Below are 23,344 nucleotides of genomic sequence, written 5' to 3'. Positions count from 1 at the left end.
TCCACTCACCTACTTACCCACTCCTTTCCCACACCCTCGCCACCTCATCCGCACTTCCGCTCACCAGCAACGCTCCGTCTGGCGTAAAGCCGATCGCATTCACCGACCACGGATGGGATAACGTTGCCAGTCGATCGCCTGTGCGAATGTCCCAAAGTTTCACGGTGCTATCCTCGCTGCCGCTGGCAAACATGGCTCCGCCGGGATGGACCTGCAAGTCATTGAGCTTGGCGCGATGGGCAGCAATGACCTTCACCTGTTCCGCGGAATGGCGATTCCAAAGCTTGATTGTGCGATCGCTGCTGCCGCTGATCAAAGTGTTTCCCGTGGGAGAGAGGGCAAGGGCAGTAATGCGATCGGCATGACCCCGAATCTTTTTCAGCAGTTCGTCGGTTTCAAAGTCCCAGAAACACAGGGTTTTGTCGTCGCTGCTGCTGATCAAAATTCGCTCGTCGGGCGTTAGGACAAAGCCGCTAATTTGCCCTCGCTGCTGCTGAAACTGACTGATCAATCGCCATCGCTCCAGATCCCAGAGCTGAATCAGCCCATCTCGATCGCCGCTCACCAGCGTTAAACCATCGGGACTCAAGTGCAGTGCTGTAATTCCCCAACCGTGTCCGGGCAGGGTGTCGAGCAGGCGCAGGGTTTCCAGAGCCCAGAAGTGAATCGTGCCGTCATCACTGCTGCTGATCAGGGTCTGCCCATCGGGATGAAACACCAGATCGGTGATGCGATCGCGGTGTCCCACACCAGACCAGAACGATCGCCCCAAAAAGCTGTACAGCCGTTTACCCGTCGCTAAATTCCACAGATAAATCGCCCGATCGCTGCTGCCTGTTGCGAGCAGAGTCCCAGAGGGATCAATCGCCAAGGCAGTCAGTTCGCCTTCGTGTCCTTCGAGCATCTGCACACAGTTCCATCGCTGGCGATCGGGCTGAAGGGTCCGGGTTGCAGCAGGTTTTGCAGAAGGATTTGCCTCTATTCTTAAGTCCTGTAAAACTTCGCTGGCATGGCGATAACGTTGACGAGTTGCCTTTTGCAGCAGTTTATCCAGCACGCGCCGTAGTTCCAGGCTGATCGGCTTCGGCAAATACGATCGCCACACCCACGCATCTTCGCTCACCGAATACAGATCAAATGGGTGTAGTCCGGTTAACAAATGCACACAAGTCACGCCCAGACTATACAAATCGCTGGAAAACTCGGCTTTACCCATTGCTTGCTCTGGAGCCGCATAACCCGCACTGCCGATCAGCGTACCGGTTTGCTTGCTTCGATCGTCTGCGCTCAGTTTGGAGGCACCAAAATCTACCAGAAATAGCTGCTTCTGAACTGAATTCTTTTCATCATACGGATCATCAGAGGGACGGATAATATTGCTGGGCTTGATGTCGCGGTGAATCACTTGGCGATCGTGAATAAACCGCAGCACGGGCAAAATTTCCGCCAGCAGCGATCGAACCTGCGCTTCTGCAAAAGTCCCTTCGGTTTTCAGGACTTGCTCCAGCGTTTGTCCATCGATCAATTCCTGAACCAGATACAGCGCGTCGGCTTGCTCAAAATGCGCCAGCAGTGCCGGAATTTGGGGATGCTGTCCCAGCGATCGCAGCCGCTCAGCCTCCTGACGAAACAGCTCGATCGACTGCCGGGATTCGGGAAGAAGCTGTTTGATGACGCATTGCGCCAACTGCTCAGGCTGCTCTGAAGCCGACTGAGGTAGGGATTCATCAATTGCTAGCAGGGTTCGCCCAAATCCGCCCTGTCCAATTACCCGCAGTGCACGAAATCGGTCGCCCAGAAGCAGCGATTTGCCGCAATTTTGGCAAAAGCGATTAGTTCCAGCAGTTTCAGCATTGGGGCAGGCAAAGTTCAGGCAATAGCTCATTCAGCTAAGGATCACGGGAGACGCTTTCTCTATCCTATTCATCTGCCCATTGAAACCAACAGCGTGGAGCCGTAGCGCGTGCAAGCGGAAATCCGATCGGAGAAATAAACTTAAGTCACGTTGGCACAAGCTCACCGGGGCGCAGGCGCGACCATTTGCCCATTTCTCGCTTAAAGCTGGCGCATCCTACCACATCATACTCAAAGCCAAAGTCACCATCCTGAACAATGCGATCGCCTTCTATTCGCACTTCAGGCGGGTTAATGTTAGCGTTAATTTCCGGGTTGATGGGATCAAAATCAGGAGACTCAGTCAGGTGGGGCTGCTGATGCGCCTCTTCTACCGCATGATAGGTAATGCAGCGATCGACATAGTGGCAGTTAACGCAAATACACATCGCCCTTCCCTCCCTTCGGCAGCAGGATACAGGTTGAATCTCCTTTTCTGCTACTCTAGCTCAAGTTGCTAGAAAACCGATGCGATTTAAGACGGATGTTTCAAAATGAAAAGGAGGAGTTTTAGCAGCACGCTGTCTTTTCGAGCAGTTTTTGCTGAGATCGATCGCCCTTCGTTTCCCTATCTGTCTTGCTCCTGTTTTTGATGTCTAGTTGTTTGGATTGACCCATTTTTGAATTACTTAGAACTTTCGCCCAGCCTGCTTCAGCAATCTTTCCCTGTGACGGCATCTGTTTTATCGCCTCAAACCTGGCCCTTTAGCCTCGAATGGCTTCCTGCGTCCACCTATCTCGTTGGCGGCAATGTGCGTGACGCGCTGCTTGGTCGCCAGGTGGAGTATCTAGATCTGGATTTTGTCATGCCCGAAGGAGCAGTCCAAACGGCAAAAGCGATCGCTAAGCACTACCATGCGGGTTTTGTTTTGCTGGATGCCGATCGGCACATTGCGCGGGTCGTGTTCGATCAGGCAACGGTTGATTTCGCGCAGCAGGTGGGAGATCGGCTAGAAGATGACTTGCAACGACGTGACTTTACGGTCAATGCGATCGCCTACAATCCCTACACCGAGCAATTGCTTGATCCCCTGCACGGATTTGCAGATCTTCAGCGTCATCTAATTCGCATGGTGGCTCCCGAAAACCTGAAGGAAGACCCCCTGCGTCTTTTGCGGGCATATCGTCAGGCAGCACAGCTCGACTTCACGCTAGAACCCGAAACCGAACAAACGATCCAGCAGCTTGCCGATTTACTGGGAACGATCGCTGCTGAGCGCGTTCAGGCAGAGCTAAGCTATCTGCTCAGCACCGCAAAAGGCACTGCTCTGCTGGTGCGGGTCTGGCAGGATGGGCTGCTTTCCTCCTGGTTGCCGCACGCGACGGGGCGGGGGTTGGCATGGATCACCCAAATCGACCGTGCCGCGATCGAACTCGATCGGCGCTGGGCAGATCAGGGTCTAGAAGTGCTGGGCTGGTTTCGAGATCAGCAGCGGTTGTCGGGCACGGGGCGAAGCTGGCTCAAGATTGCAAAGTTGGCATGCCTGGTTGCCCCTGACCTAGAACTTGCCGAGCAGGAGCTCTGGCAGCTCAAATACAGCCGAGCCGAGGTGCAGTCGGTGCTGGCAGTCCTCAAGAGTTTTGCCCTGATCCACCCAGACTCGATCCAGCCCGATCGGTTGGCTCACCTGTTAAAGCGCGATCAGTATGTGCTGTTTCGCAGTATTGGCGCAGCGTTTCCGGCTCTGGCAGTTTTAGCAGTTGCCTCTGGAATTCCACAAGAGACGATCGCCCCCCTGATCCAACGGTTTCTAACCCCCGATGACCCGATCGCCCACCCTAGCTCGATCGTTACCGGGCGGGATCTGATGACGACCCTGCACCTTCCTGCCGGACCCCAGATCGGCAAACTGCTCGAGATGCTTCAGATGGCGCGGGCAGAAGGCAAAATTGCGAGTCGTGAAGAGGCTCTTGCCTTTGCAGCACAGTGGGTGTCTGAGGGGGCAGGTGTCTGAGGAGGTGGGTGTCTAAGGAGATTGCTGCAAATGCTGAGGATGAAGCTGGAATGTGAAGCCGTTCTCCTTGGCGAAGTCGCGCCCATGCCGCTTGCCGGAACTGATGGGCAAATCGACTAGCCCTGTCAGCTTATGGTAGAATGGACTCTTTGTGGAGACTTTTAGCAGCAGTTCGATCGGGCAGTTCGGAATCAAACTCAGCCCGTTTTGAGTCTTCACACCCTAGGTCTTCACATCGTTGTTATTCCACGAGGTTGAGAATGGCTAAACGCCGAAATCAAAAAAAAGAAAAAGCACTCCGTAATTTGGCTTACGCCCGTAAGTTTCGCAAGCGCACCAATTCAGGACGGTTTGGTAGACGACGCATGGGTGGCGGTTCGCAGGAGAATGATGAAATGGAGCGGGATAACTCCAATCAGGAAGGGGCTGCCGAGGTCGAATAGGGCAAGCGGCTTGAGCCAGTTGACTCGCCAATCTCCTCAACGATTCGGTTTTTCAAATCCTGGTTTTTCAAACTCAGACAGGGAGCGATCCGGATCGCTCCTTTGTTTTTTATGTGTAGTGGGCAACTCTGCCTAACATTAAGATCTGCGCTTAGCATTAGATCTGCTGTGAAAAAGACCCGTTTTGAAAAGACCCGCTTTGAAAAGATTTGCTTCTCTTTGAAAAGACCCGCTTTGAAAATAGGGCGTTGCTGAATCGAAGGATGAAGACACAACTTGAGACCCTGCATCGCCCCCTGAATCCCCCAAGGTTGGGGGACTTTGAGGATCAGTTTCCTCCAAAATTGGGGGGGCTAATCATACTCCAATTCAGCAATGCCGAAAATAGAAGTCTAGCTGGGTGATTGAGTGGCAGGGCGAAATGATAGGGCAAAGTGACGGAGTGAGGTAACAATTTCCCTTGCATCGATCGATTAAGCCTATCTTCTCCTGGTTTACCTGGGGAGTTTCTTTTTAAGATAAATGAGCTGATATTCGCCAATCGCTCATGAACTTTGGCTTACTGCTGATCTGCCTTGCCGCCCTTTCCTGGGGCACAACGGGCGCAACGATGGTGCTGCTCTCCAGCGTGACTCAGCTTAGCCCTTTAGTGGTAGGGTTTTGGCGATTAGCGATCGCGTCTCCTTTTTTGCTGCTGCTGGCGCGTCAACAGGGAAAGCTGCGGGGCTGGCGATCGAGGTCTGAGTTTTTGACCTATGCTGGACTGGGGCTGACGATGGCAATTTATCAGGTGTGCTATTTTTGGGGCGTTTCGCTGGCGGGAGTAGCGGTGACGGCTCTGGTGGCAATCTGCTCTTCGCCCCTGTTTATCACGATTCTGGCAGTGACGCGGCTGGGAGAGCGGCTGACAAAACAGCTCAGCGTAGCTCTGGTGCTGGGATTGATCGGGACTGCGCTGCTGGTGGCAAACCCTGAAGCATTCACAGTGAACGGCAGCCGCTTTTTGATGGGGGCACTGCTGGCACTGGGCGCCGGGCTTTCCTACGCGATCGGCTCAATTATTGCCAAGGTGGGAGTGGCGACGCTGGAGCCGTTACAGGTTGCTGCGGTGAGCTTTACGATCGCTGCCATTTTGCTGACCCCGGCAATTTTGCTCACGCCGTCGCTGCCTACTCTGGCGGCGGGAATGCCGTTTTTACTGTATCTGGGACTGGTTCCTACCGGGATTGCCTACGCGATCTATATGATCGGTCTGCGCCGAACTCAGGCAACGGTTGCGGGAATCGCTGTTTTACTGGAACCGTTGACAGCAACGCTTTTGGGAGTCGTGGTGTTTCGGGAAGCCTTTGGCGGGTTGAGCGCATTGGGGGCACTGCTGCTGCTAGGAGCAATCGGGCTTCTTAGCGTCCGGCGTTCTTAGCCCTGTTTCTGATCAGCCCTGCCCTGATAAGCCTTGTAACAATGGCGATCGTCACGATTTCACTTGCGCTAGGGTTTGAGTAAAGGAAGCCGTTTGTCGTTCAAGTTATTGCTCTAACAGTTATTGCTCTAACAGTTATCGCTCTGAGTTATTGCTAAGGGGGACGCGAAATGAGTTTCAAGCGAATTTTAGTGGCGATCGATCATTCGTTATTGAGTCAGAGTGCCTTTGACCATGCGCTGGAATTAGCTAGACAAAACCAGGCGAAGCTGATGCTGTTTCACTGTGTGACTGCCGATGTGATGACGCTTGTGCCGCCGCTCCCTGGCGAGATGGGCGTTTCCCCCGAAATCATGCACCAGAGCTATCAGGTCGAATCGCTGCGCCTCTCTGAGCAAACTCGTCAGGTGCAAGAGCTGCTATATCACTACTGTCAAATCGCGCGGCAGGCTGACGTTTCCGTCACCTCTGAGTACCGCATTACAGAACCGGGAGAAGGGCTGTGTCAGGCAGCAAAACAGTGGGGCGCAGATTTGATCGTCATGAGGCGGCGCGGCAGATCAGGACTTACTGAAGCAATTTTGGGCAGCGTCAGCAATTATGTAATGCACCGTGCCCCTTGTGCCGTTCTCGTACTTCAGCCCAATACAGGACAATCGCCCATCCAGGAAACGATGAATGGCAAAGCAGCACGGACAGTCAACGAAGCTGCCGTTGAGGTGTAAGGGGTTGCGCGATTGAGGGAAGGAGAGCTGGATCGGGAATCCCTCTACCCGTTTGGGAGAGGGATTTAGGGTAAGGGCGCGAGCCTTTATGCGGGAAGTCTACTCTATACCCATCCCTGAAGCTGGAACCAGCCCGCCCGATCGAGTACATCCTTTCCGTAGTCTCGACCTGTGGTGTAGTAATCCACGTCGAGTCCAGCATTGTAGGCAGCCATCACGTTACCCGGCCCGGCATTGTACGAAGCCAGCGCAGCCCGCAACAGTTCCATGCCCTGAAGGTTGGTATTACGATCGAGGTAGTCGTAGTAGGGGCGCAGCACTTTCTCGATGCCGTAGGTCAGGTTTTCCTTGGGGTCCCGCCATTTGCCTGTGCTAATAAATTCTGGATGGAATTCAGCGTCGATCTGCATAATACCACGTCCATATCCGCCGTCGCCTGTGCCGCTCGGACCTTTCGGAGCCAGCAGCAAGCCCCAAGCAGACTCACGCGAACCGATCGCTGCAATAACCGAAGGCTGGAGCCAGTCATAGCGAAGTGCCAGCTCTTCGATCATGGGCTTGTAGCTGCCGGAGTAATAGCTGGGGCTATTAATCTCTGCAAGATCCTGCTTAAAGTAGGAATAACTGCTGGGATACGTAGTCGAGAAGTTAAACGTTTTGCGATCGGTTCCGCCAACGCCGCCCGGTAGTGGAGGTTGAGGAATGGGGGACTGAGGAGGCAAAGGCCCACCGGGAATCGTAGGATTGTTGGTTGGGGGCGCACCTGTGCCGATCGTCGCCAGATTGCTATTGCCCACAAGCTCGATCAAGCTGCTGTCGGCTGCCACATAGCCGCGTTTGCCGTCGCTGGTGGTGATTTCATACCAGTTGGGATAGCTGGCATCGGTAGCAGAACGCACCTGCCGCACCACAGAAAAGCTGGTTCCTGCTTCGAGGCTTCCGATCGGCGTATTGCCTACCGTAGAGGGCTGGCTGCGGAGATTGATTGCAGAATTGGCAGTGACGCGGCTGCTGGCTTGAACTTGTTCCAGCGTGATGTTAATTGTGGAAGCTCCGACGCGCTCGTAGTACTGCACATAAAAGTCATAGCTGCCGCCCTCGCCTGCCACCATTGTTTGTGACCAAGGCGCGGATTTCGTAGTGCGGTTGCGCCAGTCGCCGCCAATTTCAGTAACGGTTTGGTCGTTGCCGGGCTTTTTAAACAAGAAGCGAGTGCCGTCATCGGACTGGCTGGTAATTTTGTAGAATTTGCCTTCTTCCAGCTGAACCCTTGTCCAAGCTTGCATCGCAAAATGCCGCGTCCGAATGCTTTTGTTGGGGCTGCCCATGCCGTAATCCTGCCGGAGTCGGGCGATGACCGTGCCATTGTTGCCCTGACTGCCTAAGTCGGTTTTGAAATCCGCCCGATTGAAGTTATAGGTGCGGTAGTTGGCGACGTTGCTGCGCGTGCGGTTAATAAAGCTGGCATTCCAGCGATCGGGAGAAGCCTGTACCGGGCGCAGATTGTTTGCTCTCTCAGCAGTGTTGCGGGATAAGCTGCGGGTGCTGGGGTCGGGTTGCACAAAGACCTGTCCGGCTTCGTTGCTTTGCAGACGATAGGGAACCGGGGTAGATTGCCGCAGGCGGCTCTGGTTGCGGGTGGCTGACCAGGTATTAAACCCTGATTGAGTTCCTGATTGAGCTAAATTGCCCCTCGACTGAACGGGCATCGCCGACAGCATAAAGCGATAACTTTGATCCGCTTCACCGTTTCCCAAAACGCGGATAAAGTATGTCCCCTGGTTTAATTCCTGCTTTAACTTTCCGTTTCTAGAATCGTTCGCCTGCTGCTGCAATTTTTGGGTCTGAACCGATCGCCCTAAAATCTCGTTGCGATCGACTTTGCCATTCCGATTTTTATCCTGCAACAGTTCTACGCCTGCTTCTGCATTGTTTACTCGCAGATTAAGATTGCTGCGTTGGTTTAAACGAAACCGATAAAGTTGATTCGGCATCCCCTCACCAGTCTCGCTGAGATTGGTGGCAATGCGAGTTTGAGTGTCTACTGCAATGGGTCTAGCCTGTTTTAGATTGACTCCAGCAAAGCTTGACATACCTGTTCCCCGTGTTCTGTATACCGAGTAGTTGCGCCATTGCGCGCATGAGCAGCGAAAATAAGCCGTAGAGAAACAGAGGCTCTACAAGCGGCGGTATTGCACCCGGCAGACTGCGGCTTGCCAATTTTGCGAATGGTGAGCGTCTCAGTCCTGTCCTGTACCCCCTTAGACGGAGGGAGCTGGCGGATGTGCCCGATCATCGCAATTTTTTTGGCCAATGCTGGCATGGGTTGATTCAATTTCTGTAACCGCTTTTGCCAAAGCGTGGAACCTGATTTACGGTAGCAAGTGTCAAACTTTGTGATGATCTCACCTTGCTGATTTCACCTTGCTGATTTCACCTTCTAGAGGCTTAACCGTTATGCGTCATTCATCTGCATCACGTCTGGTTTCGATCGCCTGCTTAACCGCCGTACTCCTGACGACTTCATCAGAGCTTGCTTCTGCATTTTCGTTTCCCTCGATCAGAGCGGGACTGCCCACTGGCCAAAACTCCAGCAGCCCCAGTGTTCAGGAACAGGCTCCGCGATCGGTTCGCATTCGGGTACGGCGGATGATCGCCCGTGAGACTGGCATTCCGGCTTCGCGTCTGCGAGTGGTTGCTGCTACCAAAGAAACCTGGCAGGATGGCTGTCTGGGCTTGGGCGGACCTGCGGAAAGTTGCTTATTGGCACTGGTGCAGGGTTGGCGCATCACCGTGACAGACCGATCGCAAACCTGGATCTACCGCACCGACAGCACAGGTCAAGCCATCCGGCAGGAAAGCCACACGGGATCGAGTGCCTTACCTCAGCAGGTCAACGATCGAATCTTATCGGCAGCTTCGCAGGAGTCGGGAATTCCGCTCGATCAACTGCAAATTACTCAGGCTGAGCAAAAAAACTGGGATGGCTGTCTGGGTATTGAAACCGGGACTGCAATGTGTCCCCAGATTGCTATCTTCGGCTGGCGTGTTGTTGTGTCTGGAAACGGTAAAAGCTGGGTGTATCACTCTAACAACGATGGCTCGCAGGTTCGCTTAAATCGCTTTGCTACTGCCAGCCTGGAGGGAGTACGGTTTTTGTCGGAAGTGGCTACTCCCCTCGAAGAGCAGGTTTTGTTTCGCTCGATCGCCAGCGGGGGCATTGCCGGACACACCTATGAAACCATTCTGTTGAAAAGCGGTCAGGTGATGCGATCGCTGCTGCGGGCAGACCAGTCCTCGTTTCCGCCCCACATTCATCAGATATCGCAGGCGCAAGTCCAAGAATTTGAAAAGCTGCTGCAAGGCTTTCACTTATTCGATCGCCTCAGCTATACTCCCAGCCAACCAACCGCAGACACAATTACCATCACACTCAGCAGCCAAACCAGTACAACGCAATACGTTGATTTTGTCGCCGATCAGCTTCCTCCCGATCTGCTGACGATCGTGCAGGCTTGGGGAGCGATCGCAGGCAATCCCTGAACTGGGGTTTTCAGGTACGGTGCGCGGACAGGTGGGTGTTTTGAGTGGCATTCCTGCATCAAGGGCGGAAGTTCTTGCAAGACAGCCCTTTCCACCATTTGAACCCCAATTCCCTTCCGCGCAACCACCAAACTCTTGACCCGTTTCGATTTGGGACAGGATTCAAAATGAAATTTCTTGCCATCCACTATAGAAATGCTACAACCCGGTCAATTCGTACAATCGAACCTCGAAAACTCCATAAATCAAAGCTTTCAGCAACCCGTCATTTCAACCAAATCAAAACCCTTTCAGGGATTGACTATAAAAAATCCCCCGCCTAAAGAGACAGGGGCGATCGCAATTAGTGCGCGATGTGAGTATTAAGGTTACGGAGCAAGTCCGCTTATGCCTGAGACGGAATCGGTTGAGGGGGAGCTGATTTTGCAGCAGCACGGTCTTGCAGAAGTTGGATGATGGAGGACTTCTCCAGTAAACCTGCAGGCTTCTTATCTTCCTTAAGCACCACTAATTCAGGCAAGTTTTTCTCTTCGATCAGGTTCACTACATCTAGCAGCGGCTGATCAGAGGCGATCGTTTCTAGTTGAGTGATAGGCTGCATAATTTGCCGCACCGAGATATCCCACCAGTCATTCGTCGGGATCATCTTCATAGCATCCACTTCGACCTGACCCACAAGCTGACCGTTTGTATCCGTCACCAGATACCTCCGCCAGTTTGCCGGATTGCCAATGATGTACTGATTTGCAAATTCCCGCAGCGAAATCTCAGACGAGACGATCGGGCTATTAGGAATCACCGCATCTTCGGCAGTTAGACCGCTCAACTGTTCTTGCACCGCAGCAGCCTGGGCATAGCGATTGGCATTTTGCAGTAAGAACCAGCCCACCAGCAGCGTCCAAAAACTACCGAATTGGATAAAGCCCAGCACCGACAAGCCACCGATGCCAATCCCCAACCAGCCCAGAAAGCGACCAATACGGCTGGCAAATGCAATTCCCTTGTAGGGCTTACCCGTCAGTTTCCAAACGAGCGCCTTCACCACGTTTCCGCCATCTAGAGGTAAACCGGGCAGTAGGTTAAAAATGCCTAATGCCAGATTAATCGAGGCAAGGACACCGACCACCACCATTAGTGGAGCGGGGAGAGCAGTGAAGATATTTAGAGCTGTAAAAATGCCAAACAGCGCAAAACTCACCAGCGGCCCTGCAACGGCAACCCAGAACGCCTCTGCCGGAGTCTTCGATTCTTCACCCAAACTTGCCAGTCCACCAAAGATAAACAGCGTAATGGACTTGACCGGAATTCCCTGCCGCATGGCTACCAGGCTATGTCCTAACTCGTGTGCCAGCACCGAAGCAAACAGCAGCAGAGCCGTCACCAGCCCCAGCACCCCAGCAGACACGCCGAGCTGCGGAAAAGCCGCGCCTAACTGACTGCCATAGTCCCAGGTCACAAGCGAGAAGACCAAAAACCAGGATGCGTTGACGAAAAAAGGAATTCCAAACAGGCTACCGATCCGTAGATTACCGTTCATGTGTTCTGACCTCCTGCCAAGCAGGAACCAACAATGCCCTCATCGTAACGGAATATAAAGCAGCGTTTAATCTTTCGATCGCCGTAATCGCCGTCCCTCTCCGGTGTGGGAAACTGTCCTAATCACGAGATAGGGCAAATCGAACCCTACAGCACTTTCTCTACAGCACCTTCTCTAGAAACTGACAGGCGCGTTCGCTCTTAGGATTAGAGAAGAACACATCCGGCGGCGCATCTTCAGCAATATTGCCGTTATCAAGGAAGATAATGCGGTCGGCAACTTCTCGCGCAAAGCCCATTTCATGCGTCACGATCGCCATTGTGATTTGGGTTTGTGCCAGTGCCTTCATCACGTCCAGCACTTCTTTCACCATCTCCGGGTCTAGCGCAGAAGTGGGCTCGTCAAACAGCATCACTTGAGGTTCCATTGCCAGCGATCGGGCGATCGCAACCCGCTGCTTTTGTCCACCCGAAAGACGAGAAGGATACACTTCAGCTTTTTCTGATAGCCCGACTCGATGCAGCAACTCCATTGCTTTTTCCCGTGCCTGAGCTTTGGGCAGTTTTCTGACCTTAGTCGGCGCGTAGGTCAAATTGTCCAGCACAGTCATGTGTGGAAACAGATTAAAGTGCTGAAACACCATGCCGATATTTTGACGCACATCCTTGATATCAACTTTAGGAGAAGTAATATCTTGATTGTCGATATAAATGCGTCCGCGTGTTGGCATTTCGAGCAAATTCAGACAGCGCAAAAAGGTTGACTTACCGCATCCTGAAGGACCAATAATCGCAACCACCTGACCCTTTTTGATCTCAGTTGAAATATCTTTTAGAACGTTCAACTTGCCGAATGATTTTGATAAAAATTCTGTCCTAATCACTTTTCCGCATCCTCCGTTCTAAGCGGCGCGATAGCACGGTAAAGCCCATCACCATCACGTAGTAAACCAAACCAACCAGAATTAACGGTTCAAAAAAAATAAACTTTTCAGCCGCAACAATTTGTCCGCGCCGCATTAAGTCTAGCGCACCGACCGTAGACACCAGAGACGAGTCTTTCAGCAAGGCAATACTTTCATTTACTAGCGCAGGCAAAATGTTTTTAAATGCCTGAGGCAAGATAATATCCCACATCATAAGCGGGTAGGCAACACCCATCGACATTGCGGCTTCGCGCTGCCCTTTATCAACTGCCATAATGCCACCGCGAATCGTTTCCGAGCTATAGGCAGCAGAATTGAGTGAAAACGTAATTACCCCTGCCTGGAAGGCAGGAATCGAATAGCCAATTAGCTGAGGTGTCGAGAAGTAAATAATCGCAAGCTGCAAAATCAGTGGTGTACCGCGAAAGACAGAAGTATAAAAATCAGCAAACCAGCGCAATGGTTTAAACGTAGAAATTTTAAAAATCGAAAGAATCGTTCCCCAGGTAAACCCAATCACCGCAGAAACCAGCGTAAACCCCAGTGTCACTCCAATCCCTTGAAGAATAAATGGAATGTTAGGAACAATCCTGGAGAAATCAAGGCTAAATTTAGTTGGAGCGGCTTGCCCAAAAATGCTGGCAGCAGTTTCAATTTGAAAAGCGTTGAGGATGCCAGCCGTCCAATCGACTGATGATATTTCCATTGTCAAATAATCGTTATCAAGAAATAACTTCTAAACAATCCAATAAATCGGCTCAAAAAAGCGAGTAATTAGATACTAAAAGCGCAGGAACCGATCGCCAGAATCAAAGAAGGTTTGAACAGGAATGTTTGAACAGTGCTGATTGCGAATTACTCCCTTAACAGGCCAATTCTGGAAGAAATCTAGCTCTCTAAAAGTTTTCTAGAAGTCCTCAAAGTCCTCCAGGATTGGGAAGTCTAAGGGGCAATTTAGAACCGAGAACACTCTTCAAACATTCCTTTAGACTTTCAGAATTACATCGGAGTTGACGATGTTTAATTTCCTCAATCTAATCCTTCGATCGATCTCCTGCTCCAGTTCCACTATTTTGCTGCCGGTACAGAAGTGCTAAACCACTTGCTTACGAGCTCTTCTACTTTGCCGTTCTCAATCATTTCGCCCAGAACGCGATCGAATTCAGCCGTCAGCTCAGACCCTTTCGGGAAAGCAATTGCTGAACCTGCTTCTCCTGCGTTGGGAATTGTGTTGAATTCCAGGTCAGGATTGGACTCAACATAGCCCTTTGCAACGGTGTCTTCAACAATCGCTGCTTCGATTCGTCCTGCCTTTAATTCCTGAATAATTTCATTAATTCGGTTAAGCGGCTTAATGTTGAGGCCCAAGTTTTTCTCTTCGTTGAGATCTTTCGCAACTCCTTCTTGAATCGTACCAAGCTGGACGGCAACGGTCTTGCCTTTCAACGCATCAGTCGTTCTGAAATTGCTGCCCTGTCTGGCGACGATCGTGTTTTTCGCTTCGTAGTAGATGCGAGAAAAATCAACGCTTTGCTTGCGCTCTGGGGTCGGAGTCATGCCTGCCATCACAAAGTCGGCTCGCTTTGTTTGCAGTGCCGAAACTAAACCGTTGAAATCAATATTTTGAATTTGCAGATCGTAGCCCAGCCTGCTGGTAATTTCCTTTGCAATGTCAACATCAAAACCGATAATTTCCTGACTTCCCGAACTCGAATCAACATACTCATAGGGAGGATAGTCCGCAGAAGTTGCCATTGTTACCGTTCTGCTGCCGCTGCCGCTTCCTGCATTTTGGTTAGCATTACAGGCAGTCATCACCGAAATGGTTAACAGTGTGGAGAAGAGGACTGTCAATAGAAACTTAAATCGTTTGAACATAGCTCGAACTAAGGTTGTAGTGGAAATGGGGAGAAAGGGCGTCGCTTTCTGTGAGGGTTCGCCTGAGAAATGCCGTATGGTTAGAAAGCAATTTCTGATACAAACTGATACAAAAGAAAGAGCTATCTCAACCCTCGCAAGAATTAAGCATTTTTTGAATCAATGACATCTTTCCGCAGTCATAAGACAACGGTGTTCATTTCTCATGGGTTGATTGTCTAGCTACAGAGAAACAGAAGCCTCATCCAAACGCAGGAATTCTAGCTGCCAAAGGGGTGATTTCAGCAGCAGTTGTTAAGCATCTCTGATTAGAGCGACAAAAATCCTGGCTCTAATCCCAAATCCACAGCAATGCGATGGGCACAGGCAAAGCCTGAAAAGGCAACGGCATTTAAACCCTGCCCTGGAAATGTGCTGTCTCCAACGCAGTAAAGTCCCGCGATCGCTGTTCGATTCAGGGGCATTCCCAGCAATCCCAGGAGCTTTCGAGCGGGGATCGGTCCATAGGTGCCATCAGTCCGTCCGAGAAAGCGGCGGTGAGTGCGGGGTGTTCCGGCTTCTTGATAAACGATCGCCTTTCGCAAACCCGGAAAAACGGCGTTTAAGCGATCGATGATCTGAGCGGCAACGGCTGCTTTTTGCTTCTGATAGTCTGTGGGCGAAAGGTTTTGCCAGTCGTGAATCCAGTCGGGCGTAAAGGCATGAATAATATGATGTCCACTCGGAGCCAGAGCAGGATCAAGCAGCGTCGGGATCGACACAAAAAGCGTTCCCCGTGCGGTTTCCATTTGGGTCCAGTCTTCCAGCACCACATGATGGCAGTCGGTTCCGATTGGCAAAACCTCACCTCGAACTCCCAGATGTAGGCTGAAAAAACTGGGTGATTTCTGATAGCGTTGCTGCCACTTGACCTCCTGCGGAGGCAGAATCGATCGCGGCAGCAGTTTACTAAAGGTGTCCCATCGCGTCGCGTTTGAGACAATTCGCTTTGCCCGCAGCACTTCACCCGATGCCAGCCTCACCCCAACGGCTCTTCCCGCCTCGCACAAAATTTCTGTCACCCGCGATCGATAGCGAATCTGTCCTCCCGTTTTCTCCAAGCCCTCCACGAGCTTTTGGGCGATTTGTCCCACGCCTCCCTTGGGATACCGAACCCCGCCGTAGTGTCGATCGCTAAACACCATTCCCGCATTGATCATAGGTGTACGATCTGCCCGCACAACCGACCAGATGTAGCATTCCAGATCAATCCATCGCAACAGTTGAGGATCACGAATGAAGCGACGCGCAACCCCGCCCACGTTTTGCGGCAGATAACGCGCCAAACCCAGACAGGCAAACGGATGCTGGAAGAACGATCGCATCAAATAACGCGGCTCTTCCAGCGACAGCAGATCCATCTGATTCAGACAGCGAAATACCTGCCAGCACTCGTCATAGAAACGGCGAATTCCTGCTTGCTCCTGGGGAAAGCGATCGATCAATTCCTGTAAAAACTTCTCATAATCCCGGTGAACTCGAATCGTCTCACCACTCGGCAAATGGTAATGCACCTGCACTGGATCGGGAATCGTTTCTAGACTCACATTCACCGCTTGCAGCGCCCGACTGAGCAAATTCGTCGTTCCTTCGCTGCCAAAGCCAAAAATCATCGAGGCTCCCACATCAAACCGATAGCCCCGCTGCTCCGAATTTTCCCCAGAAGGGAACCGCTCAAAATACCCCGCACTGCCCCCCGGAATCAAATACCGCTCCAGCAGCAGCACCTTTGCCCCTTTTGCCGCAAGCTGAGTCGCCGCCACTAGACCCCCAATCCCAGAGCCTATCACGATCGCATCCAATTCACCGTTCCCCGATCGAGCAAGCGTGAGGCGATCGGACTGAGGCAGGCTGAAATCAGAACTTTGAGCAGAAATATCCGACATCGCACAATCGCACCGTTGTAGCACAGTAGCAGATCATCTTAACCCTAATATTGTCCGCCCTTCGGATACTGTCCGTCCTTCAGGAATGAGCTGATCCCTCTAGCTTCCGTCTGTCTAACTCCTATCTGTTACACAAGCAGGCACAGCAAGTTACCCCTATCCTTTATGTCCACCCACTTCCATATCCACCCACGTTGCTGGTTGTAGTATGATGTATTACAAATCCTTCACCCTCGCCTCCCTGCATTTAAACAAAAAATGGGGGGCTAGCCAACCGACCAACCCCACCACCGATCCTTGAGAGGAGAACAATGTAGATTATCTTAGATTTATTGCAAATCTCTGTCAAGATTATTGCAATAGATTCTCAATAACCTCCCTTCTCATTTCACTAGGATGGATGAAGGCAAAGGATCAGAGAGGCTGGTAGGGTAGATGGTCTGTCTGTTTGCAAAATCTATCTTTCGCCACCCATGCTTCAAATGACTCGATCGCAGCTCACCTCCGAAGTGAGAGCCTCTTTAACCCTGGCGGTTCCCCTAGCGGGAGCACAGTTGGCACAGGCAGCTACAGGCTTTGTCGATACAGTGATGATGGGCTTACTGGGCGGCGAAGTGCTGGCGGCAGGCGGATTGGGCGCGACGACGTTTCAGGCTTGTCTGCTGGTGAGTTCTTCGATTGTCTCTGCGGTCAGTCCATTAGCGGCATCGGCGTTCGGGGCAGGTCAAACTCGTGAGGTCGGGCGCGTGGTGCAGCAGGGAATGTGGCTGGCAATGCTGATGACGCTGCCGCTCATGCTGCTGCTGGCATTTCCCCGTCCTCTCTTTCTCTGGCTGGGTCAATCCGAATCGGTTACAGTTCAATCGGCGGCTTACCTTCAGGCGATCGTCTGGGGCTTCCCAGCAGGGTTGGGCTTTGCGGTGCTGCGGCATTTTGTCTCTGCACTGTCTCAGCCGCGTCCGGTGATTGTGATTATGGTCTGCGGCACGCTCTTCAACATTGCTGGAAACTACGTACTGATGTTTGGCAAGTTGGGTTTGCCTGCACTCGGTTTAGCGGGAATTGGCTACGCCAGCAGTTTGTCGCTGTGGGCAATGTTTCTAGCACTGCTCTTTTACTGTCAGCAGCCTCGGTATCAGCAGTACGGCATCTTCCAAAACCTGCACGTCCTAGAGGGTCGCCTGTTTCGGGAGCTGCTGCATGTAGGGATTCCGATCGGCATTCTGACGGCGGCTGAAGCCGGACTATTTACCGTGACCACCTTTCTCATGGGTCAACTGGGTACAGTAACGCTGGCAGCGCATCAGATCGCTCTGCAAACTGCTGCCATTACGTTTATGATTCCGCTCGGAGTTTCGTTTGCCACAACCGTGCTGGTGGGCCAACGCCTGGGACAGGGAGACTTTCGGGGAGCAAAGCGGGCAGGCTACACCGGAATGGGATTGGGGGTGCTGTTTATGGCGGCAATGGCAATGTTGTTCTGGACTGTACCAGAAGCGATCGTCTCCCTTTACCTTGATATCAACGACCCGGCAAATCAGGCAGTCGTCCTGCTGGCAGAGCAGCTGTTAGGCGTGGCAGCAATGTTTCAAATTGTGGACGGGCTTCAGGTTACAGCCGTCGGTGCGCTGCGCGGATTGAAAGACACGCGAGTTCCTATGCTGATTGGCTTGATTGCTTACTGGGGCTTGGGTTTGTCCTGCGGCTATCTGCTGGGACTGCGCTTAGGCTACGGCGGAATGGGACTGTGGTGGGGGTTGGCGATCGGCTTGGCGTTTGCTGCAAGCATTCTCACCTGGCGATTTAGCACTACAGTTCTTCGCACCGTTACCCCTCACCAGCGTGCCCCGCGATAGCGCAACTGCTTAATGGCATAGCGTTCGGCAAATCGGGGAATGTCACCGCGATGCCCCAGCACAATCAGCGTATCTCCGGCATGAAGCCCCAGGTTGGGGTCGGGATGATTCGTAATCTGGTCGTGCCGCTTGAGTGCAACCACAATAAAGGTTCCCTGTCCCCGCACTTCCAAATCCGCGATCGTCCGTCCCACCAAGGGCGAATTCACAGAAATTGATAGCTCATCAACCTGAACATCGATTTGCGTTAGCAGTTCGTTCAGCCGAGTCCGTTCTTCGCCTTGCTCCAGAAATTCGATCGTGTTGGGATGGGTGATTAAATTAGACATCCGCTGTCCGCTAATTGCAGCAGGTAGGACAACATGATTAGCTCCGGCAAGGCGCAGCTTTTTTTCGGTAGAGGCAAGCTCTCCCCGCGCCACAATCATTAACTGCGGGTTTAAGCCTCTGGCAGTCAGCGTGATGAACACATTGGCAGCATCGTCTGGCAGGACGGTTGCAAGTGCCTTTGCCCGTTCAATGCCTGCTTGCAGCAACGTGTGTTCATCGGTCGCGTTTCCCTGATAGACGTGATAGCCCATTTCTCCTGCCAGGGTGATGCGATCGTCACTGGTGTCGATAATCAAAAAAGGCTGCTTTTCCTCCGCCAGCTTCAGCGATAACACCTGCCCAATCCGCCCGAAGCCGCAAATAATCGTGTGATTCTTCAGGTTTGCCAGGTCTTGCGTTTTCCGTCGATGCTCTAACACCTGCTTAATCTCGCCTTCTGTCACCATCTGGACAAAGCCTCCTAAGATTAATGACACCGATATCACGCCTGCCAAAATTACCAGCATCGTAAAGATGCGAGTTGAACCAGAAACCGGACAAAACTCGCCATAGCCAATCCCAAAGATGGTGATTACCACCATATAAACCGCATCCAAAAGCGGGCAGCCCGACCACCAGTACCCCCAAACGGCACCCACGATCGTCATCCCCAAAAACACCACGCCTGTCAAAACTCGCCGAAAGGGCGACTGCATGCTTTACGCTCCACTGTTTAGAAAATCCGACCTGAAATTCGCAAAACTGCCGAGGCTTCACCCTAACCCAGGTAAGTGTGATAAGATAGTTGACTGCATTTCTATTACGTTAGGGATTTAATTGGTTCATGTCACTGCTGCAAGAGCGTAAACAGGAAATCATTTCTGAGTATCAAATCCACGAAACGGATACCGGATCGGCTGATGTTCAAGTTGCGATGCTGACCGAGCGTATTAATCGCCTCAGTCTTCACCTGCGCGAAAACAAGAAAGACCATGCTTCCCGTCGGGGACTGCTGAAGATGATCGGTCAGCGGAAGCGGTTGTTGGCTTATATCTTAAAGCAAGACCAGGAACGCTATCGGGCTCTGCTCACACGGTTAGGAATTCGGGGTTAGATCTGTATGTCCTCCAAGTCTCAGCCCGACTCGTCAAAAAGCAAAAAAGGCGGCGAGTCGCGCCAGTCGCTTCCCTTTGAACCAGCCAAAACCCGCAAGCAGGCTGAGAAAACGCCCAAGAGTAGCCCGGTTGCGCCGCCAGCAAAGGCTCCCGCAAAAGCATCCTCTACGGCAAATGCGCCTAAGCGTTCTGTTGCCCAGCGGATGGCTCCGCCAGTAAAGCGATCGACTGCTCAAGAGGCTGCGATCCCCGATGCTGTGAGTCGGCGCATGATCAAACGCATGGCGATTTTGTGCGGGATTCCAACTGCGCTGGGCATGTCTACCTTTGTGGTTAGCTATCTGATCCGGGTCAATGCTTTGTTTGAAGTGCCGACCTATGCAGTGCTGCTGACGAGTCTCGGCTGGTTTGGTTTAGGCGTTCTAGGGCTGAGCTACGGCGTACTCTCTGCCTCCTGGGATGAAGAAAATCCGGGAAGCTTGGCGGGCTGGTCAGAGTTCACAACCAACTGGGGACGCATGACCGAAGCTTGGCGGTCGTCCAAAGATAAATCCTGACGCGATACAAAGCAGTTTCCCCTGAGGTTTGCCGATTGGGCCGATTTGCTGATCGGTTTTAACATCAGTTATTAACAAGGTCAGCAACGCTACCAGACTGCCTGCAGCACGTTTGCGGCCAGTAAAGGCAAGCTTTATCAATTGGAATTTAAGGGGGAATTGGCAGTGCTAGTTCCCTTCTTTTGCATTTTGATGGATTTGGTGCAGGTCACGATCGCTGCCAAACCGCCCCTAGCTCCTAATTCCAGGGAGAGCTACAGCATTCCTTCTGGGTTCAAACTCCCTTATTCATGGATATCTATTGAAGAAACTCATAGAGAATTTAGCCTGGGAATTAGGCGGCATGGGGAGCAGCATGGGAAAATTGAGGGGTCATGCCGAAGATTCACTGCTTTAAATCATCTTTTAGGGCTGATCAGATTCCTTAACCCCCAACTCGTCGAGCTGTTGCTCAATGCCGCGCAGCAAATGACTCAATCCAGGCAGTACATCGAAACAACTGCTTGCAAGCCCTTCTCCGGTCAGCGTTTGATCGCGAATCTCATTTAGCTTAGTCTGGAGCTGTTTGGCAATGCCCATTGCGTCCCGTTCAAGTTTTCTCATCTGCTGCTGTTGGTGAAACTTGAGGGCAGCCCCTCTCAAAATTTGCAGGGTTGCTTCTTCATTGCCCGCATTCAGCATAAAGCGAAAGCGCAGCAGGACACGCGACTTCAGCGAGGCGGTGCCCTCCAGCATAGGGCTATAGAGATATTCAGTTTCAATCTGTTTTGGGTAATTTGCGATCGGGGAAGCAATTTTTGCGGTCTGCTTCAGGGCGGCCAGAAGGTTTTGAAAGAGGGCGATCGGCACATTTTCTAAAACCGACTGAAGCACCCCGTTCTGGCTCCAGAGAATCCTGCCGTAGTGGGTATGATTCTCAAAATAAAGTCTGCCGATTCCACCCACCAGTACTCGTGCCAGCAATTCCTGCAAAATAACCTCTGGCGACAGTGTGACGAGTTCTTCTGCCGGAGCAGAGAGGTGTTTTGCATCAAGTTGCAGAACCGGAAGCTGAGGCAAGAGCGGCAGGACAGGTTGTCGAAGTGCGGCAGATGCCGTCAGGGGATTATTTGCAGAACGGCTTGAAGGTTTGCTGCTGGTGGACTGCTCCTCGCTCGCGATCGGCAGAGAAGGCTGTTGCCAGGTTGCAAGAGCTTCATCGTGAGCAATAGACGGAGCCGAAGTGATGACTGGCGTTTGCAGGGGAGCAATTGGCGGCTCTTCAACGCGCTCTGCCTCTGCGGAAACCGCTGCCTCTTCTAGCTCATCAGGGCTATCAACGATGAGCGTCAGCCGCTCACTTTGATCCACAGGACGAGCGACTCGATTTCGCCCGGCATGGCGATGATGCCCAAAACTAACTCGATCGAGCTGATTTTTATCGGTCTTTTGCTTATTTTCGGCTGCATTGAGATAAGCCGTGAGCGTAGCCTGGAGTGCTTCGGTGGTGATGCGTCGGGCAACCAGGGAGTAGTTGAGATAGGAGATAATGCGGCGAACGTAGTCGGCAGCCGTGGTATCTTCGGGGTAGACCATGCCGAGATTGAGCCGATTTCCCTCCAGAAACAGCGGCAGAACCTGATAGTAAAGACAGGCTTCAAAAGGCAGCACACCATCAATCAGCACGTACATCTCATCCAGGTTGAGTCGGTCGACCCAATCCCCTTGAAACTGACCAAGGATACGCTGCTGCGATCGATCAGAAAAGTGGGATCGATCACTGTGAGAGGACGGGATGCGATCGTCCGAGAAAGCCGCCATAGGTTCTTGGGTAGGAGTTTGACGATCCAAAAGAGGCGCGGTTGAGAAAAATGCGAACGCTTGTCTCAACATTTCGTCTCAACATCCTGTCTCAACATTTGATTGAATGCCAATCAATGCCAAGATAATCAACTGAAACTAATGCCCTTTATTAAACCCATATTAATGGCATTAGTTGCCCCTGATAGAATCCACTTGACAAAAAGATGGGTTACTCCGCACTCCGCACTGTTTGAGCTGCCAGGTAGATTTTGCTCCACTCGCCTGTAACCTGATTCAGCCTCAGATTTAGCTCTTTGCCGATCGCGTCAAAGGGCTGTCCGGTCTTCAGCTTTTCGACAATCTTCTGCTGCACAGGCGTTAACGACTGCAAAAACTCCTCCCACTGTGGAATCGTCAAGCCCAGATTATGCTCAACTAGCGAAGTTCCCAGCCAGGCTCCCACCAATTCGGGCTGCTGCTTAAAGGCAAAGACGCGAATCGCGTGATAGCTAATTTTCTCACGCAGTCGGTAAACCTGCTGAATCGGGACGTCGAGCCGCTGGGCGATCACTTCCTGTGACTGTCCCTGGACGTGTAGTTTTAACCAGTCTGCGGCGAGCGGATCGACCTTTTCTTTCAGGTAGTCGGCAAATTCCTGCATCACTTTGCTGCGGAGTGCCTCCTGCTCCTCCCACGCCTGCTGGTCTTGATATTGCGTCAATGCCTGACCGTCCAGCAAGCTGACGGGATTATCAGCATCGTCGGGTGTGATTTCTTCAGAGACCAGCCGAATCAGATCGCCTGTGGGAACCTGGGTCATGCCGCCCCGCTGCGATCGACGGAGATAATTGACAAATCGATACACCAGCAAAGGCTGATTGCGAATTGGGCGCAGGCAATATTCCTCAATGCTTGCCAGCATCAGGGCATTCCGCAGGCGCGGGTTGGGCGTACATTCCCCGATCCAGGTGATTTGCTGCCGCATATAGTTATCGCTTTGCAGCAGCTCTTGAATCACTTCCTGCAACACATCCACCACCGTTCGCCGCCGATCGCGAGACAGGGCAACCCAGGTTTTAATTTTGCTGCGAATCAGGAACAGGCTGCTGAGCCGCTGGATTAGCTGGTTGTAGGCGCGCTCGGGCTGAACGCCTAAATATCGCTGCTGCAAAATCCGATAGCGATAGTCCATCGCCTGCTGCGCCACGTTTAACTCTGCGGGTGAGAGGGAGTCAAATCGTGCCGGATCCTGCCCCAACAGCCAGCCGACCACGCTTGCTCGATCGGTTGCCGATAGGTTAGGGCTGCCCGCTTCAATCTGGGATTGCCACGCCTGCCTCAGTTCCTCAGCCAGTGCCATTCGGGTTGCATTCCTTTATTTCGTTTTCTATTTATACCGTTCTATCGGGCTCGGCTCAAACTTTACTCGACCTAAATTTGGGTAAATCTTATCAAGACGACTGGTTTAGGCTAAATCCGCC

19 protein-coding genes and 1 pseudogene are annotated in these 23,344 nt (G+C 52.2%); 8 read left to right on the top strand and 12 right to left on the bottom strand.

The window, feature by feature from the left end; translation table 11 throughout:
• Positions 1–13: 13 nt before the first annotated feature.
• Complete coding sequence (locus tag NDI45_RS06725; protein WP_348246822.1) at positions 14–1,885, bottom strand: serine/threonine-protein kinase; 1,872 nt, start codon at positions 1,883–1,885, stop codon at positions 14–16.
• 115 nt (positions 1,886–2,000) lie between these two features.
• Positions 2,001–2,282 (bottom strand): Ycf34 family protein, encoded by a 282-nt coding sequence (locus NDI45_RS06720; protein WP_190793608.1) that lies wholly within the window; start codon positions 2,280–2,282, stop codon positions 2,001–2,003.
• 231 nt (positions 2,283–2,513) lie between these two features.
• On the opposite strand from NDI45_RS06720, the gene NDI45_RS06715 reads away from it, so the two are divergent.
• Positions 2,514–3,848, top strand: coding sequence for a CCA tRNA nucleotidyltransferase (locus NDI45_RS06715; protein WP_242067504.1), 1,335 nt, complete (start codon positions 2,514–2,516; stop codon positions 3,846–3,848).
• A 12-nt stretch (positions 3,849–3,860) separates the two neighbouring features.
• Here NDI45_RS06715 and NDI45_RS06710 read toward each other — a convergent pair whose 3' ends face one another.
• On the bottom strand, positions 3,861–4,067 hold the full coding sequence (locus NDI45_RS06710; RefSeq protein ID WP_348246821.1) for a hypothetical protein: 207 nt from the start codon (positions 4,065–4,067) through the stop codon (positions 3,861–3,863).
• A gap of 41 nt (positions 4,068–4,108) precedes the next feature.
• Between NDI45_RS06710 and NDI45_RS06705 the strand changes: the two genes are divergently transcribed.
• The 3 genes from NDI45_RS06705 (at position 4,109) to NDI45_RS06695 (ending at position 6,436) form a co-directional block, all read left to right on the top strand.
• Positions 4,109–4,291, top strand: a complete 183-nt coding sequence (locus NDI45_RS06705) for a hypothetical protein (protein WP_190793606.1) — start codon at positions 4,109–4,111, stop codon at positions 4,289–4,291.
• Positions 4,292–4,838: 547 nt separating this feature from the next.
• Entirely contained in the window at positions 4,839–5,711 is an 873-nt protein-coding gene (locus NDI45_RS06700; protein ID WP_348246820.1) for a DMT family transporter, read from the top strand.
• A gap of 170 nt (positions 5,712–5,881) precedes the next feature.
• Complete coding sequence (locus NDI45_RS06695) at positions 5,882–6,436, top strand: universal stress protein (RefSeq protein ID WP_190793604.1); 555 nt, start codon at positions 5,882–5,884, stop codon at positions 6,434–6,436.
• 104 nt (positions 6,437–6,540) lie between these two features.
• Here NDI45_RS06695 and NDI45_RS06690 read toward each other — a convergent pair whose 3' ends face one another.
• Positions 6,541–8,529, bottom strand: a complete 1,989-nt coding sequence (locus tag NDI45_RS06690) for an SH3 domain-containing protein (RefSeq protein ID WP_348246819.1) — start codon at positions 8,527–8,529, stop codon at positions 6,541–6,543.
• 364 nt (positions 8,530–8,893) lie between these two features.
• Between NDI45_RS06690 and NDI45_RS06685 the strand changes: the two genes are divergently transcribed.
• Positions 8,894–9,979, top strand: a complete 1,086-nt coding sequence (locus NDI45_RS06685) for a hypothetical protein (RefSeq protein WP_348246818.1) — start codon at positions 8,894–8,896, stop codon at positions 9,977–9,979.
• A gap of 385 nt (positions 9,980–10,364) precedes the next feature.
• On the opposite strand, the gene NDI45_RS06680 is transcribed toward NDI45_RS06685, so the two are convergent.
• From NDI45_RS06680 to crtH, 5 genes and pseudogenes are all read right to left on the bottom strand, one after another.
• The gene (locus NDI45_RS06680; protein ID WP_348246817.1) at positions 10,365–11,516 is read right to left on the bottom strand and encodes a site-2 protease family protein; all 1,152 of its coding nucleotides are present in this window, start codon (positions 11,514–11,516) and stop codon (positions 10,365–10,367) included.
• Between the two features lie 160 nt (positions 11,517–11,676).
• Positions 11,677–12,399, bottom strand: a complete 723-nt coding sequence (locus NDI45_RS06675; RefSeq protein WP_190793600.1) for an ATP-binding cassette domain-containing protein — start codon at positions 12,397–12,399, stop codon at positions 11,677–11,679.
• A pseudogene (locus tag NDI45_RS06670) lies at positions 12,392–13,048 on the bottom strand (amino acid ABC transporter permease); the annotation flags it as partial. The pseudogene NDI45_RS06670 and the gene NDI45_RS06675, both read right to left, overlap by 8 nt.
• Positions 13,049–13,509: 461 nt before the next feature.
• Positions 13,510–14,319, bottom strand: coding sequence for a transporter substrate-binding domain-containing protein (locus NDI45_RS06665; protein WP_190793598.1), 810 nt, complete (start codon positions 14,317–14,319; stop codon positions 13,510–13,512).
• A 308-nt stretch (positions 14,320–14,627) separates the two neighbouring features.
• Positions 14,628–16,244, bottom strand: coding sequence for a carotenoid isomerase (gene crtH / locus NDI45_RS06660; RefSeq protein WP_348246816.1), 1,617 nt, complete (start codon positions 16,242–16,244; stop codon positions 14,628–14,630).
• A gap of 473 nt (positions 16,245–16,717) precedes the next feature.
• Between crtH and NDI45_RS06655 the strand changes: the two genes are divergently transcribed.
• Entirely contained in the window at positions 16,718–18,100 is a 1,383-nt protein-coding gene (locus tag NDI45_RS06655; RefSeq protein WP_190793596.1) for an MATE family efflux transporter, read from the top strand.
• Here the strand turns inward: NDI45_RS06655 and NDI45_RS06650 are convergent.
• The gene (locus NDI45_RS06650; protein ID WP_190793595.1) at positions 18,079–19,125 is read right to left on the bottom strand and encodes a potassium channel protein; all 1,047 of its coding nucleotides are present in this window, start codon (positions 19,123–19,125) and stop codon (positions 18,079–18,081) included. The two genes, NDI45_RS06655 and NDI45_RS06650, sit on opposite strands and share 22 nt — an antisense overlap.
• Positions 19,126–19,253: 128 nt before the next feature.
• On the opposite strand from NDI45_RS06650, the gene rpsO reads away from it, so the two are divergent.
• On the top strand, positions 19,254–19,523 hold the full coding sequence (gene rpsO / locus NDI45_RS06645; RefSeq protein ID WP_190793594.1) for a 30S ribosomal protein S15: 270 nt from the start codon (positions 19,254–19,256) through the stop codon (positions 19,521–19,523).
• Positions 19,524–19,529: 6 nt separating this feature from the next.
• Positions 19,530–20,081 (top strand): PAM68 family protein, encoded by a 552-nt coding sequence (locus tag NDI45_RS06640; RefSeq protein ID WP_348246815.1) that lies wholly within the window; start codon positions 19,530–19,532, stop codon positions 20,079–20,081.
• Positions 20,082–20,486: 405 nt separating this feature from the next.
• On the opposite strand, the gene NDI45_RS06635 is transcribed toward NDI45_RS06640, so the two are convergent.
• Entirely contained in the window at positions 20,487–21,881 is a 1,395-nt protein-coding gene (locus NDI45_RS06635) for a hypothetical protein (protein WP_348246814.1), read from the bottom strand.
• 211 nt (positions 21,882–22,092) lie between these two features.
• Positions 22,093–23,223 (bottom strand): HetZ-related protein 2, encoded by a 1,131-nt coding sequence (locus NDI45_RS06630; protein WP_348246813.1) that lies wholly within the window; start codon positions 23,221–23,223, stop codon positions 22,093–22,095.
• Positions 23,224–23,344 lie beyond the last annotated feature (121 nt).

It is taken from the genome of Leptolyngbya sp. GB1-A1 (assembly GCF_039962475.1).
In the GTDB taxonomy this organism is placed as follows: Bacteria; Cyanobacteriota; Cyanobacteriia; order Elainellales; family Elainellaceae; genus Leptolyngbya_A.
The sequence above is the reverse complement of the archived record's forward strand: the minus strand, read 5'-3'. Positions and strand labels throughout refer to the sequence as shown.

Coding starts and splice junctions, on each gene's coding strand:
- NDI45_RS06725 (WP_348246822.1), bottom strand. CDS start 1,885: ATGAGCTATTGCCTGAACTTTGCCTGCCCCAATGCTGAAACTGCTGGA.
- NDI45_RS06720 (WP_190793608.1), bottom strand. CDS start 2,282: ATGTGTATTTGCGTTAACTGCCACTATGTCGATCGCTGCATTACCTAT.
- NDI45_RS06705 (WP_190793606.1), top strand. CDS start 4,109: ATGGCTAAACGCCGAAATCAAAAAAAAGAAAAAGCACTCCGTAATTTG.
- NDI45_RS06700 (WP_348246820.1), top strand. CDS start 4,839: ATGAACTTTGGCTTACTGCTGATCTGCCTTGCCGCCCTTTCCTGGGGC.
- NDI45_RS06695 (WP_190793604.1), top strand. CDS start 5,882: ATGAGTTTCAAGCGAATTTTAGTGGCGATCGATCATTCGTTATTGAGT.
- NDI45_RS06690 (WP_348246819.1), bottom strand. CDS start 8,529: ATGTCAAGCTTTGCTGGAGTCAATCTAAAACAGGCTAGACCCATTGCA.
- NDI45_RS06685 (WP_348246818.1), top strand. CDS start 8,894: ATGCGTCATTCATCTGCATCACGTCTGGTTTCGATCGCCTGCTTAACC.
- NDI45_RS06680 (WP_348246817.1), bottom strand. CDS start 11,516: ATGAACGGTAATCTACGGATCGGTAGCCTGTTTGGAATTCCTTTTTTC.
- NDI45_RS06665 (WP_190793598.1), bottom strand. CDS start 14,319: ATGTTCAAACGATTTAAGTTTCTATTGACAGTCCTCTTCTCCACACTG.
- crtH (WP_348246816.1), bottom strand. CDS start 16,244: ATGTCGGATATTTCTGCTCAAAGTTCTGATTTCAGCCTGCCTCAGTCC.
- NDI45_RS06655 (WP_190793596.1), top strand. CDS start 16,718: ATGCTTCAAATGACTCGATCGCAGCTCACCTCCGAAGTGAGAGCCTCT.
- NDI45_RS06650 (WP_190793595.1), bottom strand. CDS start 19,125: ATGCAGTCGCCCTTTCGGCGAGTTTTGACAGGCGTGGTGTTTTTGGGG.
- rpsO (WP_190793594.1), top strand. CDS start 19,254: ATGTCACTGCTGCAAGAGCGTAAACAGGAAATCATTTCTGAGTATCAA.
- NDI45_RS06640 (WP_348246815.1), top strand. CDS start 19,530: ATGTCCTCCAAGTCTCAGCCCGACTCGTCAAAAAGCAAAAAAGGCGGC.
- NDI45_RS06635 (WP_348246814.1), bottom strand. CDS start 21,881: ATGGCGGCTTTCTCGGACGATCGCATCCCGTCCTCTCACAGTGATCGA.
- NDI45_RS06630 (WP_348246813.1), bottom strand. CDS start 23,223: ATGGCACTGGCTGAGGAACTGAGGCAGGCGTGGCAATCCCAGATTGAA.